General features: G+C 54.6%; 20 protein-coding genes. 19 read left to right on the plus strand and 1 reads right to left on the minus strand.

Translation table 11 applies throughout. The features are described from left to right. The first annotated feature begins 204 nt into the window (after positions 1 to 204). The 9 genes from ACKQTC_RS04280 to ACKQTC_RS04320 are packed head-to-tail and all read left to right on the plus strand — an operon-like array spanning position 205 to position 6,564. Positions 205 to 1,170 (plus strand): PIN/TRAM domain-containing protein, encoded by a 966-nt coding sequence (locus tag ACKQTC_RS04280; protein WP_408977196.1) that lies wholly within the window; start codon positions 205 to 207, stop codon positions 1,168 to 1,170. A gap of 1 nt (position 1,171) precedes the next feature. Continuing rightward, entirely contained in the window at positions 1,172 to 1,873 is a 702-nt protein-coding gene (gene ispD / locus ACKQTC_RS04285; protein ID WP_408977197.1) for a 2-C-methyl-D-erythritol 4-phosphate cytidylyltransferase, read from the plus strand. Beyond that, positions 1,858 to 2,337: a 2-C-methyl-D-erythritol 2,4-cyclodiphosphate synthase gene (ispF, locus tag ACKQTC_RS04290; protein WP_408977198.1), complete on the plus strand. Its 480-nt coding sequence runs from the start codon at positions 1,858 to 1,860 to the stop codon at positions 2,335 to 2,337. The genes ispD and ispF overlap by 16 nt, the downstream gene beginning before the upstream one ends. Before the next feature lie 4 nt (positions 2,338 to 2,341). Beyond that, positions 2,342 to 2,734 carry a Mini-ribonuclease 3 gene (locus tag ACKQTC_RS04295; RefSeq protein WP_408977199.1) on the plus strand — a complete coding sequence of 131 codons (393 nt, stop codon included), beginning with the start codon at positions 2,342 to 2,344 and terminating at the stop codon, positions 2,732 to 2,734. Then, the gene (gene thyA / locus ACKQTC_RS04300) at positions 2,718 to 3,548 is read left to right on the plus strand and encodes a thymidylate synthase (protein WP_408977200.1); all 831 of its coding nucleotides are present in this window, start codon (positions 2,718 to 2,720) and stop codon (positions 3,546 to 3,548) included. The genes ACKQTC_RS04295 and thyA overlap by 17 nt, the downstream gene beginning before the upstream one ends. A gap of 8 nt (positions 3,549 to 3,556) precedes the next feature. Beyond that, complete coding sequence (locus ACKQTC_RS04305) at positions 3,557 to 4,045, plus strand: dihydrofolate reductase (RefSeq protein ID WP_408977201.1); 489 nt, start codon at positions 3,557 to 3,559, stop codon at positions 4,043 to 4,045. 14 nt (positions 4,046 to 4,059) lie between these two features. Next, the gene (gene rlmB / locus ACKQTC_RS04310) at positions 4,060 to 4,794 is read left to right on the plus strand and encodes a 23S rRNA (guanosine(2251)-2'-O)-methyltransferase RlmB (RefSeq protein WP_408977259.1); all 735 of its coding nucleotides are present in this window, start codon (positions 4,060 to 4,062) and stop codon (positions 4,792 to 4,794) included. Beyond that, the gene (locus ACKQTC_RS04315; protein ID WP_408977202.1) at positions 4,791 to 5,309 is read left to right on the plus strand and encodes an NYN domain-containing protein; all 519 of its coding nucleotides are present in this window, start codon (positions 4,791 to 4,793) and stop codon (positions 5,307 to 5,309) included. Before rlmB ends, ACKQTC_RS04315 begins: the two co-directional genes overlap by 4 nt. A 13-nt stretch (positions 5,310 to 5,322) precedes the next feature. Then, complete coding sequence (locus ACKQTC_RS04320; RefSeq protein ID WP_408977203.1) at positions 5,323 to 6,564, plus strand: PAS domain-containing protein; 1,242 nt, start codon at positions 5,323 to 5,325, stop codon at positions 6,562 to 6,564. Between the two features lie 43 nt (positions 6,565 to 6,607). Here ACKQTC_RS04320 and ACKQTC_RS04325 read toward each other — a convergent pair whose 3' ends face one another. Beyond that, complete coding sequence (locus tag ACKQTC_RS04325) at positions 6,608 to 6,955, minus strand: hypothetical protein (RefSeq protein WP_408977204.1); 348 nt, start codon at positions 6,953 to 6,955, stop codon at positions 6,608 to 6,610. An 87-nt stretch (positions 6,956 to 7,042) separates the two neighbouring features. Here ACKQTC_RS04325 and ACKQTC_RS04330 point away from each other — a divergent pair, with 87 nt between their 5' ends. From ACKQTC_RS04330 to ACKQTC_RS04375, 10 genes are all read left to right on the plus strand, one after another. Further along, a complete protein-coding gene (locus ACKQTC_RS04330; RefSeq protein ID WP_408977205.1) occupies positions 7,043 to 7,516 on the plus strand; it encodes an RrF2 family transcriptional regulator in 474 nt (157 codons plus the stop codon). Then, positions 7,506 to 8,783: an HlyC/CorC family transporter gene (locus tag ACKQTC_RS04335; RefSeq protein ID WP_408977206.1), complete on the plus strand. Its 1,278-nt coding sequence runs from the start codon at positions 7,506 to 7,508 to the stop codon at positions 8,781 to 8,783. Before ACKQTC_RS04330 ends, ACKQTC_RS04335 begins: the two co-directional genes overlap by 11 nt. A 2-nt stretch (positions 8,784 to 8,785) precedes the next feature. Then, entirely contained in the window at positions 8,786 to 9,187 is a 402-nt protein-coding gene (locus ACKQTC_RS04340; RefSeq protein ID WP_408977207.1) for a metallopeptidase family protein, read from the plus strand. Continuing rightward, positions 9,174 to 9,884, plus strand: a complete 711-nt coding sequence (locus ACKQTC_RS04345) for a pseudouridine synthase (protein ID WP_408977208.1) — start codon at positions 9,174 to 9,176, stop codon at positions 9,882 to 9,884. Before ACKQTC_RS04340 ends, ACKQTC_RS04345 begins: the two co-directional genes overlap by 14 nt. Next, entirely contained in the window at positions 9,881 to 10,459 is a 579-nt protein-coding gene (locus ACKQTC_RS04350) for a haloacid dehalogenase-like hydrolase (RefSeq protein ID WP_408977209.1), read from the plus strand. The genes ACKQTC_RS04345 and ACKQTC_RS04350 overlap by 4 nt, the downstream gene beginning before the upstream one ends. Positions 10,460 to 10,640: 181 nt before the next feature. Continuing rightward, positions 10,641 to 11,624: a CoA transferase subunit A gene (locus tag ACKQTC_RS04355; RefSeq protein ID WP_408977210.1), complete on the plus strand. Its 984-nt coding sequence runs from the start codon at positions 10,641 to 10,643 to the stop codon at positions 11,622 to 11,624. Continuing rightward, positions 11,621 to 12,451, plus strand: coding sequence for a CoA-transferase subunit beta (locus ACKQTC_RS04360; protein WP_408977211.1), 831 nt, complete (start codon positions 11,621 to 11,623; stop codon positions 12,449 to 12,451). Before ACKQTC_RS04355 ends, ACKQTC_RS04360 begins: the two co-directional genes overlap by 4 nt. A gap of 206 nt (positions 12,452 to 12,657) precedes the next feature. Next, positions 12,658 to 12,873: a hypothetical protein gene (locus tag ACKQTC_RS04365; RefSeq protein WP_408977212.1), complete on the plus strand. Its 216-nt coding sequence runs from the start codon at positions 12,658 to 12,660 to the stop codon at positions 12,871 to 12,873. 242 nt (positions 12,874 to 13,115) lie between these two features. Further along, positions 13,116 to 14,882: a sulfoacetaldehyde acetyltransferase gene (gene xsc, locus ACKQTC_RS04370; RefSeq protein WP_408977213.1), complete on the plus strand. Its 1,767-nt coding sequence runs from the start codon at positions 13,116 to 13,118 to the stop codon at positions 14,880 to 14,882. A gap of 104 nt (positions 14,883 to 14,986) precedes the next feature. After that, complete coding sequence (locus ACKQTC_RS04375) at positions 14,987 to 15,493, plus strand: hypothetical protein (protein WP_408977214.1); 507 nt, start codon at positions 14,987 to 14,989, stop codon at positions 15,491 to 15,493. The last annotated feature ends 72 nt before the right edge of the window (positions 15,494 to 15,565 follow it).

Raw genomic sequence — 15,565 nt, forward strand, 5'->3', positions numbered from 1 at the left:
ATTCCCTTGTATTCCATTGAAAGGAGGTGAAAAAAGATGCCATTAAAAATAGTGCGCGGATTTCTCATGTTATTTGGGGCGGTGAGTGGCTACTTTCTCGGATCAGTCGGCTACCGGCAATTGATCGAACCGCTTAATTTGAGCGTTTTACCGTCACTCTCTTTCATGCCGATTATCGCAGGACTTATTTTTTCTTTATTATTTATGCTGATAAGCTTCGCCATAGCCCAGCCCTTGATCAATGCTTTTGTACATGGGACCCGTTTCTTGGAAGCCCGTCTTTCTGATGTGCCCTTAAGGGGGTTGGTTTCCGGTACCCTGGGCCTGATGGCCGGGCTGGTGGTCTCCCTGCTGATTATTCCGGCTGTGAAGACCCTGCCCTTGATTGGGGCCTATATGCCCCTCTTTATCATGCTGGTTTTAGGCTACCTGGGGGCCTCTATGGGTTACCGCTGGCGGGATGCCCTGGTGGCCCTGCCGGATACCCTGATTGCCCATATGAGCAAGCGGCCTGAGCGAAAACCGCGGAAGGAGGTCGCTAAGGGGGCCGGGGATCTGGCCGCTGATTTCCTGCCGGGAACCCGGCCCAAGGTCCTGGATACTTCGGTCATCATTGATGGCCGGATTGTAGACATTGCCCGGTCCGGCTTTTTAGAAGGGCCCCTCATTATAACCCCTTATGTTTTAGATGAGTTGCGGCATATTGCCGATTCGGCCGATGCCCTAAAACGGAACCGGGGCCGGCGGGGCCTGGATGTCTTAAATGACTTGCGGGAATGCGGTGTCCAGGTGGTCACCTTAAATAAGGACTATCCGGAAATTGTGGAAGTGGATGCCAAATTGGTCATGCTGGCCAAGGACTTACAGGGTTGTGTCGTGACCAATGACTACAACCTCAATAAGGTTGCGTCCTTTCAAAATGTTGAAGTGCTCAATGTCAATGAGCTGGCCGGCGCCATTAAGACAGTGGTCCTCCCGGGCGAAACCATGCGGGTTGAAGTGGTTGGCCGGGGGAAAGGGGCCCACCAGGGCGTGGGTTACCTGGATGACGGGACCATGATTGTGGTAGAAGGTGGGCGCGACCGGGTCGGGGAAACCCTGGATGTGGTCGTGACCTCGGTCATCCAGACCAATGCGGGCCGGATGATTTTTGTGCGATTGGAGGACTAAGGTGTTAGGTATAGTGGTTTTGGCTGCCGGCCGCGGCAAGCGGATGGGGGCAGAAGGCAATAAATTATTTTTGCCCCTGGGCGGGCAGTCGGTTTTAAGCCTAACCCTTTGCCATATTAGGGCCGGGGCGCCGGCCTGTCCCCTGATGGTCGTTTACCGGCCTGGAGAGAAGGCTATTGTCCAGGCAGCTATTAACGAGGCGGGCCTGGCCCCTGACCGGGTCCTTTTAATTGAAGGGGGCGCCGAGCGGCAGGACTCTGTCCGCCTGGCCTTGGCGGCCCTCCCGGCGGACTGGGACCGGGTTCTCATCCATGATGGGGCCCGGCCCATCTTACGAGCCGACCTCATGGCCCGGCTGGTCCGGGGACTTGACCAGGCTGCAGCGGTCATCCCGGTCCTGCCGGTGACTGATACCGTCAAGATGGTCGATGCCGCCGGCTATGTCCTTAAAACCGTTGACCGGGCCAGCCTTTACCGGGTCCAGACCCCTCAAGCCTTTCAAGTGGCTCCCCTGCGGGCCTACCATCAGCAAGCCCTGCAAGCGGGTCTGACGGTAACCGATGACGCGGCCCTCATGGAGGCCTATGGGGAAGGGGTCCTTACTGTGGCCGGTGACCCCTATAATATTAAGGTCACTGTGCCGGCAGACCTCCCTCTGGCAGCACTTTATTTAAAGGAGAGCGGACTATGCGAATCGGATTAGGTACAGATATTCACGCTTTTGCAGACGACCGGCCCCTTATCCTGGGGGGTGTGACCATCCCCTATGACCGGGGCCTGGCCGGCCATTCAGATGCTGATGTCCTGGCCCATGCCCTGACGGACGCCCTTCTGGGGGCGGCCGGTCTGGGTGATATCGGCCGCCACTTTCCGGATACCGACCCGGCCTATAAGGGGGCCGATAGCCTGGTCCTCTTAAAGGAGGCCTACCGGCTGGTCCGGCAGGCCGGTTACCGGCTTGGCAATGCCGACTGTGTCATTATGGCCCAGGCCCCCAAGCTGGCCCCCTATATTGACCAGATGAGCCGGCAGCTGGCTGGAGCCCTTGATGAAAGGCCCGGCCAGGTGCATATCAAGGCCACCACAACGGAGAAGCTGGGTTTTGTCGGTCGCCAAGAAGGCATTGCCGCCCAGGCGGTGGTCCTGTTGACGGTGGATAGTGAGTGATTTGATGACAGAAAAAGAAGCCTTTAATTTATCCGCCCTTACCCTGGCCTGGGTCGGGGATGCAGTTTATGAGTTGCACCTGCGCACAGCCCTTTTGGCAGAGAGCCACAAGGCCTCTACCCTGAGCCGCTTGTGTGTGGGTTTTGTTAACCATGGGGCCCAGTCCAGGGTACTTTCAGCCCTTGAGCCCCTCCTTACCGAGAAGGAGGCCCAGGTCTTGCGGCGGGGTCGCAATGCCAACGGGTCTGTTCCCCGGGGTGGTAACCCCGGCGATTACCGGCGGGCCACCGGCCTGGAGGCCCTGGTGGGCTACCTCTACCTAAGTGGCGAGGCCGACCGGTTGCAAGAGCTCTTTTTGATCGTAGACAAGGAGTGCGGAATTGAGTCGAGCAGATAATATTTTTATAGACAACTGTCGGGAAATTTTGACCAAGGGCGTGTGGGACAAGGACTACCCTGTCCGGCCCCGGTGGGCAGATGGGACCCCGGCCCATACCATCAAGGCCTTCGGACTCGTGAACCGCTACAATTTGGCGGAAGAATTCCCGGTCTTAACCCTACGCCGGACTTATTATAAAAATGCCGTTGACGAGCTCTTATGGATTTGGCAAAAGAAATCCAACCGGGTGGCTGATTTGAAAAGCCGGATTTGGGATGCTTGGGAGCGGCCAGATGGGACTATCGGCAAGGCCTACGGCTACCAGCTGGGCGTGGTCCACCATTACCCGGAAGGGGACTTTGACCAGGTGGATAAACTGCTCTATGACCTGGTTCATACCCCCCATAGCCGGCGGCTCATGACCAATATGTACAACCATGCCGATCTCCACGACATGGCCCTCTACCCCTGTGCCTACTCCATGACCTTTAATGTAACAGGTAACAAGCTCAACGCCATTTTGAACCAGCGGAGCCAGGACATGCTGACGGCCAACAATTGGAATGTGGTCCAGTATGCCGTCCTGGTTCATATGCTGGCCCAGGTGACCGGCCTTGAGGTGGGGGAATTTGTTCATGTCATTGCCGATGCCCATATTTATGACCGGCATGTGGATATGGTTCGCGAGTTACTTGACCGGGAGCCCCGGCCGGCGCCGGTTCTCCGGCTCAACCCGGCAGTGACCGATTTTTACGATTTTACAGTGGATGATGTGGCCCTAGAGGGCTATGCGCCCCATGAATTTAACCATAAAATTCCGGTAGCAGAGTAGGTGATCATATGGAATTTATCGTAGCTGTTGACCGAGGCTGGGGTATTGGCCAAAAGGGGCAAATGCTCTTTCATGTACCGGCAGACCTGGCCTTTTTTAAGGAAACGACCATGGGTGGGGCCCTGCTTATGGGCCGGAAAACCTTTGAGAGCCTGCCCGGGGTTTTGCCCGGCCGGCTGAACCTGGTCCTGACCCGGCAAGCGGGGTACGACGCCGGCGAGGCCCAGGTGGTCCATTCGGTAGAAGAGGCCCTGGCTGCTGCCGGTGACCGACGCTTATTTTTAATTGGCGGAGGCGACCTCTACCGGGCCCTCCTGGACCAATGTGAGGCCGGGTATGTAACCCGGATTGATGCAGAAGCCCCGGCGGATACTTATTTTCCGGATATGGGGGCAGAGGCCGGCTGGCTGCCGCCGGAAGTTATTCGAGAAGGGACCGATAACGGCTATGCCTTCCGGATTGAACGCTACCGGCGGGACCAGGCGGCACAAGAATAGAGGAGGCAGTTACCATAGCTGATTTATACGGAAGAAACGCTGTACGGGAAGCCCTGAAAAGTGAGGCCGACCTCCAGCATATTAGCTTAGCAAAAGGGGCTAGACATGGTGTCATTGAGGACATTAGACGGCTGGCCAAAACGGCCGGCGTACCGGTGCGGGAAGTTGACCGCCGGGTCCTGGACCGGCGGTTTCCGGGTAAAAACCACCAAGGGGTGGCAGCCACCCTGGCGGAATTGGCCTATGTTGAATGGGAAGACATCGTTCGCCGGGCCAAGGCCAAGGGGGAGGCCCCGCTCATCCTGCTCCTGGATGATATTGAAGACCCCCAAAACTTGGGGGCCATAATGCGGTCGGTAGATGCCTTTGGTGCCCACGGCATTATTATCCCTAAAAGACGGGCAGCCGGTTTAACAGAAGGGACCATGAAGGCAGCCTGCGGGGCCGGTGAACACGTTCCGGTGGCCCGGGTGGCCAACCTGGTCAATACCCTGAAGGCCCTGAAAAAAGAAGGCTTTTGGGTCTGCGGCAGCGCTGCCGATGGGACGGATATGTATGACACCGACCTGACCGGGCCCCTGGTCCTGGTTATCGGCAACGAAGGTAAGGGGATGGGCCGGTTGGTCACGGAGACCTGTGACTTTATCGCCAGCATTCCCATTGGCGGCCAGGTAGGCTCCTTGAATGCCTCGGTGGCCTGCGGCATCCTGTTGGCTGAAATCAGCCGGCAGCGGAGGCTCAAGAGGTGACCACCTGGCTGATTGTCGATGGCTATAATATGATCGGCCAGTGGCCGGCCCTGAGCGGGGATGGGTCCCGGAGTCTGGAAGAGGCCCGGGACGACCTGAACGCCCGCCTGGATGAATACGGGGCCTTGAGCGGCTGGCGGGTCCTGGTGGTCTATGATGGTTACCGGGTCAAGGGCAATGCCGGCACCACCCGCCGCTTTCCCTACCTGGAAATCATCTACACCCCTGAAGGGGTCACCGCTGATATGGCTATCGAACGGCTGGCAGCCCAACTGCCCAAGCGGAGTCACTTTTATGTTGCCTCCGGGGACCGGTTAATCCAGGAAACGGTCCTCTCGCTAGGAGGCCTCCGCATGACCGGAACCGAACTCAGACAAGCTATTGCCGATGCGCGGGTCAAGGCGCACCGGCTGATACATAAAGAAGTGCCGCGATCAACCCTTGACGGCCGGATTGACCCTGAGGTGCGTAGTCAGTTAGAAAAATTAATTAAGGAAGACGACAGACCGTCGTGAGAGGAGACCGGGTATGCATTACACCGATATTCTTGACGTGGATAAGAAAAACGTGCAGAAGGCACGCAAGTACAGCTTGTCCATTATGGATGAAGAGATGAGCGTTGAAGAAGTGATCCGCGCCCTACATGAAAAAAATATCAGCGTAGAGCCCGAAGAATACTTCTATGCCCTACAGGTAATCAGTGAAAACACTGACAATGAAGAAACCCTTATTAATGCATTTCCGGGGATGTTCAAAGCCTTTGAGGCTCACTTAAAACCAGAACCGCCAAGAAAATTTTCCAAGGACCACCCCCTACGCCTATACCGGCAGGAAAACGAAGCCATGTATGATTACTTTGATGATGGCGTTCACATGCTCCGCTATGAATTTGACCAGGCGGCCTGGATCCGCTATGCCAAAGAGGCCCAGGTCTATAAAACCCACCTGGCCCGCAAGCAAAACCAGCTCTACCCCCGGCTGGGGGATAAGGGGATTACCGGCCCCTTGCGGATTTTATGGTCCTATGATGATGATGTTAAAAATGCTCTGACCGAGTTTGAAAAGGCCGCCTTAGACGGGAATGAGAAGGCGATCCAATCAGCCTTTTATACCGTTTATGACGTGACCGCCTTTTTGATGCGAATTGAAGAAAAACTTCTGTATCCGGCAGCCTTCAAGCTTTTAACCCTAAATGAATTTATCAAGATGGAAGTCGGCGATGACGAGATCGGCTATGCCTTTATTGAACCACCGGCCCACAGCCAGAAAGAGCGACAAATGATGCGGGGGCTGGAAATCCTCATGCTCCACCATGACGGGAGCGACCTGTCCGGCGACACGATTTTGAACCTGTCCACCGGGCGGATGAGCCTCAGACAGCTCAACCTCATGCTGGGCCACCTGCCCTTTGACCTGACCTTTATCGATGAAAATGACCTGGTCCGCTTCTATAATTCCCGGGCCGACCGGCTTTTTCCCCGGTCAGCGGGGGTCATCGGCCGGGATGTAAAAAATTGCCATCCCCGGGAGAGCCTGGCCAAGGTGGAAGCCCTGATTGAAGATTTGCGGACAGGCCAGCGGGCCTACGCAGACTTTTGGTACCCCAGAGGGGAAGAGATGATCTTAGTCCGTTACATTGCCGTCCGGGATAGCTCGGATGTTTTCCGGGGCATCCTGGAAATGGCCATGGACCTGGCCCCCTTCCAAAAAATCGAAGGCGTCCACCGCCTGGCGGATGAATACGGGCAACGAAAAAAAGCCGGAGAGTGATTCTCCGGCCCTTTCTAGCATAGGGTAAAATAAGAGGGGTTGCTTAGCTGTCAGCCTCGCCATCTTCACCAATTAAGGGCACGAAGGCCGGCACCGGTGTCCAGACCGGCCGCATGGCAATGAGGGCCAGGGACCGGGCCTTTTCTAAAATAGGGGCAATGGCCTCTTCAGGGCCCTCAATGACCAGGTAGTCATTGGCCTGGCCGACACTGGCCATCCATTCGTTGATTTCCGTGACGGTTTCTTCGGATAGGGGGCCCTTGTCCACCTGCTTCCAGGGCATCCGGAGGGTAACCGGCAGCTTGAGCAGACGGTCACCTCCCATCGTTGCTAAAGAGTTATAATGTAAGTCATCTAACCGTGTATTGGTTAATAAAAGTGCTTGTGTCATTTACTGCCGCTCCTTTCTACCCCCATCATACAGGGGGGCAGGCCGGCTTGCAAGTATTCCAATCAACCATTAAGACAGGAGGCGCCTATGAAAATATCCACCAAAGGCCGGTACGGACTACGGGTCCTCATTGATTTAGCCGAACATTCATCTGAAGACCAGCGCGAAACCCTAAGGGCTATCTCCGACCGGCAGAAAATCACGATTAAATATTTAGAGCAAATTATGGTTCCCCTCCTGCAAGATGGCTACATCAAGAGCTTTCGTGGCCACTCAGGCGGCTATGTTCTGAGCCGGCGGCCGGCAGACATCCGGATCGGTGATGTGGTCCGGACCATGGAAGGGTCCCTGGCCCCGGTGGCCTGTCTGGAATCAGATGCCGACCACTGCCCCATGGCCGCTGACTGTCCCACCCTGGCCCTGTGGCAGGGCCTGGAGGCCATTATCGAGGCCTATCTGGATCAAATTTCTCTGGCGGATCTTATCAATGATACGGTAGAAGACTTTGTCCTGATCCGTCGTGCAGACTACCTAAAGGAAGGGAGTGCCCATGAGTCCTAGTGGATATATCTTAGCCATCGTAATCCTTTTGTGCGGATCGGCCTTCTTTTCTGCTTCAGAAACGGCCTTCACCTCTTTGAATATCATTCGGATGAAAAAAATGGCCGCCGATGGGAACAAGAAGGCGGAAAGGGTCTTGGCCATGGCCGAGAACTATGAGCGCTTATTGAGCTCCATTTTGATTGGAAACAATATTGTTAACATCACCTGTGCCTCCCTGGCCACGGTCTTGTTCGTGGACCTGATGGGGGCCCGGGGGGTAACCATTTCCACTATTGTCATTACCATTGCCACCCTGACCTTTGGTGAGATTACCCCTAAAACCATTGCAAAGGAGCGGGCAGAGGCCATCAGCCTAGCCTTCAGCGGCCCCCTGCACGCCATTATGGTGATTTTTAAACCCCTGACGGCTATTTTCGGTCTCTTGCAAACCGGTCTGGGCCGGTTTTTTGGCGGCGATGATGATGCCGGCATTACCGAAGATGAGCTAATGACCATTGTCGATGAGGCGGAAGAATTCGGCAATATTGAAGCCGACGAACGGGAACTCATCCGGAGCGCCATGCAATTCGATGACCGGATTGTCGGGGATATTTATACCCCCCGGGTCCACGTCGTTGCCGTTGATGAAACTGCAGAGATTGAAGAAGTCATCGACCTCTTTAAGAGCAGCGGCTATTCCCGCCTGCCGGTCTACCGGGAAACCATCGATAATATTATCGGGGTTATCCACGTGAAAGACTTTTACGGGATGCTCCTACAGCAGAAGCAGGTCCCCCTTCAGGAATTGGCCAAGCCGGTGGGCTTTATTATGGAAAACAGAGACCTGGCCCGGCTGATGACCGCCCTGCAGCAGGATAAGTCCCACATGGTTGTCGTGACCGATGAGTACGGGGGCACCGTCGGCATTGTCACCATGGAAGACCTCATCGAAGAATTGGTTGGGGACATCTGGGATGAGTACGATAAAGTAGAAGCCCACCTGCATAAGGTGGCCCCGGGCAACTACCTGGTCAGTGGCCAGGCGGAAGTGGATGACATCCTGCCCCGCTTTAATGTCAAAACAGATGACATTGAGGCCAATACCGTCGGCGGTTGGCTGACTGATATCCTGGGCCGGATTCCCCGCAAGGGAGATGAGCTGACCCTCCAGGACTTTAGCGTCCGGGTCGAAAAGGCCAACCCCAGGTTTGTCGAGGAACTGCGCTTTACCCTTCGGACGCCGGGGGCAGACAAGTCCCCGGGCCTGCAGGATGAGGAGGCTTAAAGATGGCTTTTCCAACAATCGATGAAGTCCAGGAGATGCTGGAGGCGGCCTGCGAGGAAATCCCTGAGGCCTTTTATGACGAGCTGAACTTGGGCATTCATTTAGAGTCGGAGGCCCTGCTCCATCCCGAAGGGCATGGGGACCTCTATATCCTGGGTCAATACTCTGTCGACCTGATTGGCTGCCAGATCAGTATTTTTTACGGGTCCTTTAAGGCGGTCTTTGCAGATGCCGACCGGGATGCGGTGAGCCGGCAGGTCAAGGAGACCCTCCTGCATGAATTTCGCCACCACATGGAACGCCGGGCCGGTGAACGGGGGCTGGAAATTGAAGATGAAGAGGAATTGGCGAGCTACCACCATGAGTATGCTCTGCGGGTAGGAGGAAAAGATGCGTCTGGATAAATTTTTACATGACATGGGCCTAGGGTCTCGGAAAGAACTGGGCCAAGCCATTCGGCGGGGCCGGGTCACTGTTGACGGCCAGACGGTTGACCGGCGGGATTTTCAAGTTGGCGCAGAGGCCCTGGTGACCTTTGATGGGGTCCCCCTCAGCTACCAGGATGCCCAATACCTGATGCTCCATAAGCCGGCCGGGGTGGTCACTGCAATGAAAGATGGCCGGGACCAGACGGTTATGGACCTTTTGTTTGACCAGTCGAAAAACCTGCGGCCCGTTGGCCGTCTGGATAAGAATACCACCGGCCTTTTGCTCCTCACTACAGATGGCCAGCTGGCCCACCGGCTGTCTTCGCCCAAGTATGACATCCCCAAGACCTATTGGTTTACCTATAGCGGGGACTTCCCCCTGGATGCTGTGGACCAGGTGGCCCGAGGCCTTGACCTGTCCGATGGGCCGACCCGGCCGGCCAAGTTAGACCTGACCGGCCCCGGCCAAGCCCAACTGACCCTTTCCGAAGGCCGAACCCACCAGGTCAAGCGGATGTGCCATGCCCTGGGCGGCGAGGTCCTGACCCTTCACCGGGTCCAACTGGGCCCCCTGTGGCTGGACGACTTGCCTGAAGGCCAGTGGCGGAGCCTCAGCCCGGAAGAAATCGCTGCCCTCTATGCTGCTTGCGGTTTAAACAAGGAGGCACCATGAGAGTATACGACTTTGACGAGACCATCTATGATGGCGATAGCACCGCCCATTTCTTTTTCTTTCTACTCCGACGTCACCCCGGCCTGGTCCGCTTCCTGCCTGAAGGGGGCCTGGCCTTTTTACGCTACAAGTTTGGCAGCTGGACCAAGACCCAGTTTAAAGAAAGGCTCTACCGCTTGTTTCAGGGGGTAGAGGATATTGAGGCTGAGGTGGCCGCCTTTTGGGCGGCCCACCGGACGGGCATTAAGGACTTTTACCTGGCCCAGCAGGCGGCAGACGACCTGGTTATTTCGGCCTCACCCCGTTTTCTTTTAGCCCCGATTTGTGCTGACTTGGGCATTCACCACCTGTTGGCCTCAGAGGTGGACCCTCAAACCGGTTTCTACCGGGGGCTCAACTGTTGGGGGGATGAAAAGGTCCGCCGCTACCTGGAGGCCGGCTATCGGCTGGAGAATATGACGGACTTTTATTCGGACTCCTTTTCCGATGTCCCCCTGGCTGTCCGGGCCAAGCGGGCCTGGCTGGTCACAGGGATGGACATCCAACCCTGGCCCGGCCACCCTATGGAGGCTTAGGCCCTTCAGTAAAGAGGGCTTTTCTGCCTATGATCCTTATCAGTTTAAGACCTGGTGCCGGGCTGGCGGCAGGTCTTTTTTCTTGCGCACTTGTTTGTAAAGGCAAATTGACAGGACCTCATCCATGAAGTATGATTTTAATATGGGAAATTTCTGCCAATTTAGAGAGGAGAGACATGCCATGGAAGACATAAGAAAAAGGCAAACCGTTGCAGACCTGGCAGCGGCCATCCCGGATGGGGCCTGTTTGACCTTTAGCGGCTTTACCATTTGGCGGCGGCCAATGGCTCTGGTCTATGAGCTGGTCCGGCAAAAGAAAAGACACCTGCACCTGATTGAGGTCAATGGGGGCACCCATTCGGATATCCTGGCCGGGGCAGGCTGCGTGGATATTTGGGAATCCTGCTTTATCGGCCACGAGCTTTATGGCAAGCTGGGCAATAACATGGCCAGACGGATCCAGGCCGGGGAAACCATCTGCGAAGACTACAGTCACTATCAAATCTTACTCCGCCTGGCTGCCGGCGCTGCCGGGATGCCCTTTATGGCCACCACAGCTGCCAAGGGGACGGATATTATGAACCCGGCCTATGATATGCTGGGGCGGGCCGGCCTGCGGGATGGCAGCCGGCCAAAAATTCCCAAGAAAAAATTTGACTATGCCAAAGACCCCTTCTACGGTGGCACAGAGTACATTCTCCTGCCGGCCGCCCAGCCGGATATTTGCGTGGCCCATGTCCACCAGATTGGGGACCAGGGGACCATCCGGGTGGAAGGGCAACGCTACAGCGATGTCGAGGCCATGAAGGCAGCAGACCGGCTCTTTGTTATTGCTGAAGAGGTCGTTCCGGAAGCATACTTGCGGCAAGAGCCGGCGGCCAATATCATTCCCCACTACATGGTAGAACGCTATGCGGAAATGCCCTATGGGGCCCATCCGACCGGCTGCTACAACCGGTATGAAATAGACGGTGACTTTATCCGGGCCTATTACAAACAGACCAAGACCCAGGAGGGTTTTGATGCCTGGGCCGACGAATGGATTTTTAGCCTGCCCAACTTCGAGGCCTACCTGGAAAAACTGGGCTTTGGCCGCCTGCAGAATCTGACAGCCAACCGGGCCATCCATTACAGTACAACCATTAAGCGAGGTGCGAAAAAATGAGTAAGTGGGAGACCTATAAAGATAACTTTGACCACGCTCAGGTAGGGGAGTATGAAGTTATTGACCTCTTAGCGGTTGCCGGGGCCCGGGAAGTCCGGGACGGTGAAACGGTTTTTGCCGGTACGGGCCTACCCATGCTTTCCGTTACCCTGGCCCAACGGACCGGGGCCGGCCATGCCTCTATTATTTATGAAGCCGGTTCGATTGACGGCCGGCCGGAAAGCCTGCCCTCATCTGTTGGCGATGCCCGGTGCGAGCAACAGGCCTCTGTGGTCAGTGGCCTGGCAGATGTCTTCGGCCAGCTGGAGCGGGGCCGGATTGACCTGGCCTTCCTGGGCGGGGCGGAAATCGACCGCTATGGCAATGTCAATACAACGGTGGCCGGCGACTACTTAGACCCCGACCGCCGCTTGGCCGGCAGTGGGGGCAACCCGGATATCAACGCCTTTGCGGGCCGGACCATCTTTACCATGGTCCAGGAAAAGCGCCGCTTTAAGGAAAAGGTGGACTATATCACCTCCCCCGGCTGGCGGTTACCGGACTGGCAGGATGGGGGTCAGGTCAAGAGTCGGCAGGAAATCTTTGGCGATGCCTTCCGAGGCGGGCCCCAGGTGGTCATTACCAATATGGCTGTTTTCCGCTTTGATGACCAGTCCGGCGAGATGTACCTGGATACGGTGCACCCGGGCTACACGGTAGAGGATATTCAACAATTGGTGGGATGGGATTTGGACGTGTCTCGAGTCTCCGGCGAAACCAAGCCGCCGACTTACCATGAGCTCTACCTGCTTTACGAAGAAATCGATCCGGAAGGCTTATTTTTATAAAGCTTCCGCCAGCGGTCAGAGATGGATTTTGTAAAAATATAAGTTATAATTTGTTTTTATGGAATAGACAAATCGGGCTTATAAGCAAATCCTACAAGCGTTTGGCTGATGCAAGGAATGCTTGTAATCGATTAGCTATTAATAAATAAGGTATTTGGGTATATATTAATATAAAGCTTGTATTACTATTTAGGAGGTCGTTCAAGATGGAAGTCGATTTAAGAAATATTGGGAACGAAGAAGACTGTGAAAATATGAAGAAGGTTGCTTCAAGAGCGGGCGTTCAAGTGGTTTGCTCTGATGAAGACGAGAAAGAATTGGAACGGGAAGGGGCCCTTGATCTTTCCGACGCTGAAGACTGCGAAAACATGAAAACCGTAGCATCCAAGGTTGGGATGCAGGTTGTTTGTGACGACGAATAAGGAAAAACCATAATCTATGAGTTATAAAATGAGTCCACTCAAGGCGGACTCATTTTTTATTGCTGTCATAAGTATTGCAAATGAGTTTCCGGTCGTTTATGATTGACTTAACAGCAAAGGAGTGCTCACTCAGGAAACCACTTGAGCATTCCGCCTGCATCACTGAATTTTATTTTTAAGCTGCATGGTGTCGCTGAACAAAATTTATTTTTTGACGTTTTTATTCAAAGGAGGAATTTTTAATGGCAGAAAAACAAAAAATGACGCCGTCCGAAGCTATCGTTGAACAGCTTCGCGCAGAAGGTGTCGAGTATTGTGCCGGTATCGTCGGCTCCGCATTTATGGACATGTTGGACCTTTTCCCGGATGCAGGGATCCGCTTTATCCCTTGCCGTGATGAACACACCGCTGGCCACATGATGGACGCTTACAACCGCATCAGCGGTAAAATCGGTGTCTGCACCGGTCAGAATGGCCCTGGGATCACCAACTTAATTACTTCTATTGCTACCGCTTACCAAGCACACAGCCCGGTTCTCGTTATCGGTCCTTCCGCTGGTTCCGCTTCCGTTGGTTGGGACGGTTTCCAGGAAGTTGAACAAACCCCGATGTTCAAGCCCATCACCAAAAAGGCTTTCGCTATTCCTCATCCCAGCCGTGCTGCTGACTGCGTTCGTACCGCTTTCCGCATCATGTATGCTGAACGGGGCCCGGTTTACCTCGATGTTCCCCGTGACTACTTCTACGGCGAACTGGAAGACTTCATCCTGCCCCCTGAAGAATATCGCAGCACCTCCGGTTTAATCCCCGATGCTGAAACCATGAAACGGGCTGCAGAAGTCATCGCTAACGCTAAACGCCCTGTCATCATCAGCGGCCGTGGTGTTGTTGACTCTGACGCTTTAGACTATGTTGAAAAAATCGCTGAATACCTGAGCTGCCCGGTTGCTACCACCTACCTCCACAACGATGCTTATCGTTTCAGTGATCCCCACTGGGTAGGGCCTATCGGTTACATGGGCTCCAAGGCTGCTATGTACTCCGTCCGCGACGCTGACGTTATCTTAGCTATCGGCTGCCGCCTGTCCTATTTCGGGACCCTTCCCCAATACGACATCAAATACTTCAAACAAGACGGCACCCAAGATATCGTCCAAATCGATGTTCAAGCGAAACAAATCGCTCGGACCCACCCGGTTAAAGTTGGTATCGTCGGTGATGCCCGCGTTACCGCTGAAGGCCTCTTGAAACTTCTCCAAGAAAAAGGCGACCGTAAACCGGATCAAGCCCGTTTAGACGAAATCAAAGCCCTCCGCGAAGACTGGGATAAAGAAATCAAAGACCTGGCTATGGAAGAACCTGCTGAAGGCACCATCCACCCGCGTCGTCTCCTTTATGAAATGATGCTGGCTAAACCGGAAGACTGCATTGTTACCACTGACATCGGTAACGTTTCTTCCACCGCCAACAGCTATCTCCGTTTCAACAACCCCCGCTTACACGTTGCCTGCTTAACCAACGGGAACACTGGCTTCGCTTTCCAAGCTGCACTTGGGGCTAAACTGGCTGCTCCGGATCAACCGGTTATGTCTTTAGCTGGTGACGGGGCTTGGGGCATGAGCTTCTATGAAGTCATGACCGCTGTTCAAGAAAACCTGCCGGTTGTTGCTGTGGTCTTCCGTAACAACGCATGGTGCGCTGAGAAGAAAAACCAAGTTGACTTCTACAATGACCGCTATGTTGGTTGCGAAATCGAAGCACCGAGCTGGGCTGAAGTGGCTCGCGTCATGGGCGCTGAAGGTATCTATGTTGACAAGGCTGAAGATTTGGCCGGCGCCTTCAAGAAAGCTTTTGACCTGACCATGAATGAGAAGAAGACCGTTGTCTTAGAAGTCCGCGTTGACGGCACCAAGCTGGCACCGCCCTTCCGTAAAGACGCTCTGAAACTCCCGGTTCGCTTCCTTGACCGCTATAAACACCTCGACTACAGAGAATGGAAAAAAGACTGAGCAACCACTCAATTTCATAGGAAATGTAGCATCATGATTGGCTGATGCCTTGCCGCCACATTCGCCATTATGAATGTGGCGGCTTTGCATTGGGGGGCCAATTTATGAAACAAGAGGGAAAGAGGAGCCTTACAGAGGCTCGGATCAATTCTAAGCCAGCGACCATAGCGCCATCTCCGCGTTTATTCCGCCTAAAGGATGGCAGCTGTGTATGGGATATCCTCGGTGCAGAGCCGGCGGGAGAAGAAATCCCCGCCCGCACAGCCGATGACCAGACACGCTATAAGATTCACTACGCCTTTGTCGGCGGTAAGCGCCACCACTGCGTAGCCTTACAGGTAGAAGACCGGACAGAGGGGCCACATGATATTGAATGGCTCTATGTACGCTCCTATACCGGCGGACAGATTCGCTTCATTAAAGAGGGCGATGCACCGGAAGCGCTTTTGGCTATGGCTGAAGATGATGCCTATATGTTTTGTCAGAATGATCCTTGTATTGAATGTGCTTTTGCATGTAAGGTGGGCTTTGAATTTTACGCCTACTCAACATCCGAAGGGCTCATTAAGGATGAGGCTAAGATTATTTACAGCAGAGACAGGTTGAAGTAAACTTAGCACAGGTGTGGACGCATGAATAAAGCTGGCGTGGCACCCATAGAGGGGTTAAGACCGTATCACTGT

The organism is Peptococcus simiae, assembly GCF_046097595.1.
GTDB lineage: Bacteria > Bacillota > Peptococcia > Peptococcales > Peptococcaceae > Peptococcus > Peptococcus simiae.

Coding starts and splice junctions, on each gene's coding strand:
- ACKQTC_RS04365 (WP_408977212.1), top strand. CDS start 12,658: ATGGAAGTCGATTTAAGAAATATTGGGAACGAAGAAGACTGTGAAAAT.
- ispF (WP_408977198.1), top strand. CDS start 1,858: ATGCGAATCGGATTAGGTACAGATATTCACGCTTTTGCAGACGACCGG.
- ACKQTC_RS04340 (WP_408977207.1), top strand. CDS start 8,786: ATGGCTTTTCCAACAATCGATGAAGTCCAGGAGATGCTGGAGGCGGCC.
- ACKQTC_RS04345 (WP_408977208.1), top strand. CDS start 9,174: ATGCGTCTGGATAAATTTTTACATGACATGGGCCTAGGGTCTCGGAAA.
- ACKQTC_RS04335 (WP_408977206.1), top strand. CDS start 7,506: ATGAGTCCTAGTGGATATATCTTAGCCATCGTAATCCTTTTGTGCGGA.
- ACKQTC_RS04355 (WP_408977210.1), top strand. CDS start 10,641: ATGGAAGACATAAGAAAAAGGCAAACCGTTGCAGACCTGGCAGCGGCC.
- ACKQTC_RS04375 (WP_408977214.1), top strand. CDS start 14,987: ATGAAACAAGAGGGAAAGAGGAGCCTTACAGAGGCTCGGATCAATTCT.
- ACKQTC_RS04360 (WP_408977211.1), top strand. CDS start 11,621: ATGAGTAAGTGGGAGACCTATAAAGATAACTTTGACCACGCTCAGGTA.
- ACKQTC_RS04295 (WP_408977199.1), top strand. CDS start 2,342: ATGACAGAAAAAGAAGCCTTTAATTTATCCGCCCTTACCCTGGCCTGG.
- ACKQTC_RS04330 (WP_408977205.1), top strand. CDS start 7,043: ATGAAAATATCCACCAAAGGCCGGTACGGACTACGGGTCCTCATTGAT.
- ACKQTC_RS04305 (WP_408977201.1), top strand. CDS start 3,557: ATGGAATTTATCGTAGCTGTTGACCGAGGCTGGGGTATTGGCCAAAAG.
- ACKQTC_RS04350 (WP_408977209.1), top strand. CDS start 9,881: ATGAGAGTATACGACTTTGACGAGACCATCTATGATGGCGATAGCACC.
- ACKQTC_RS04320 (WP_408977203.1), top strand. CDS start 5,323: ATGCATTACACCGATATTCTTGACGTGGATAAGAAAAACGTGCAGAAG.
- ACKQTC_RS04325 (WP_408977204.1), bottom strand. CDS start 6,955: ATGACACAAGCACTTTTATTAACCAATACACGGTTAGATGACTTACAT.
- xsc (WP_408977213.1), top strand. CDS start 13,116: ATGGCAGAAAAACAAAAAATGACGCCGTCCGAAGCTATCGTTGAACAG.
- ACKQTC_RS04280 (WP_408977196.1), top strand. CDS start 205: ATGCTGATAAGCTTCGCCATAGCCCAGCCCTTGATCAATGCTTTTGTA.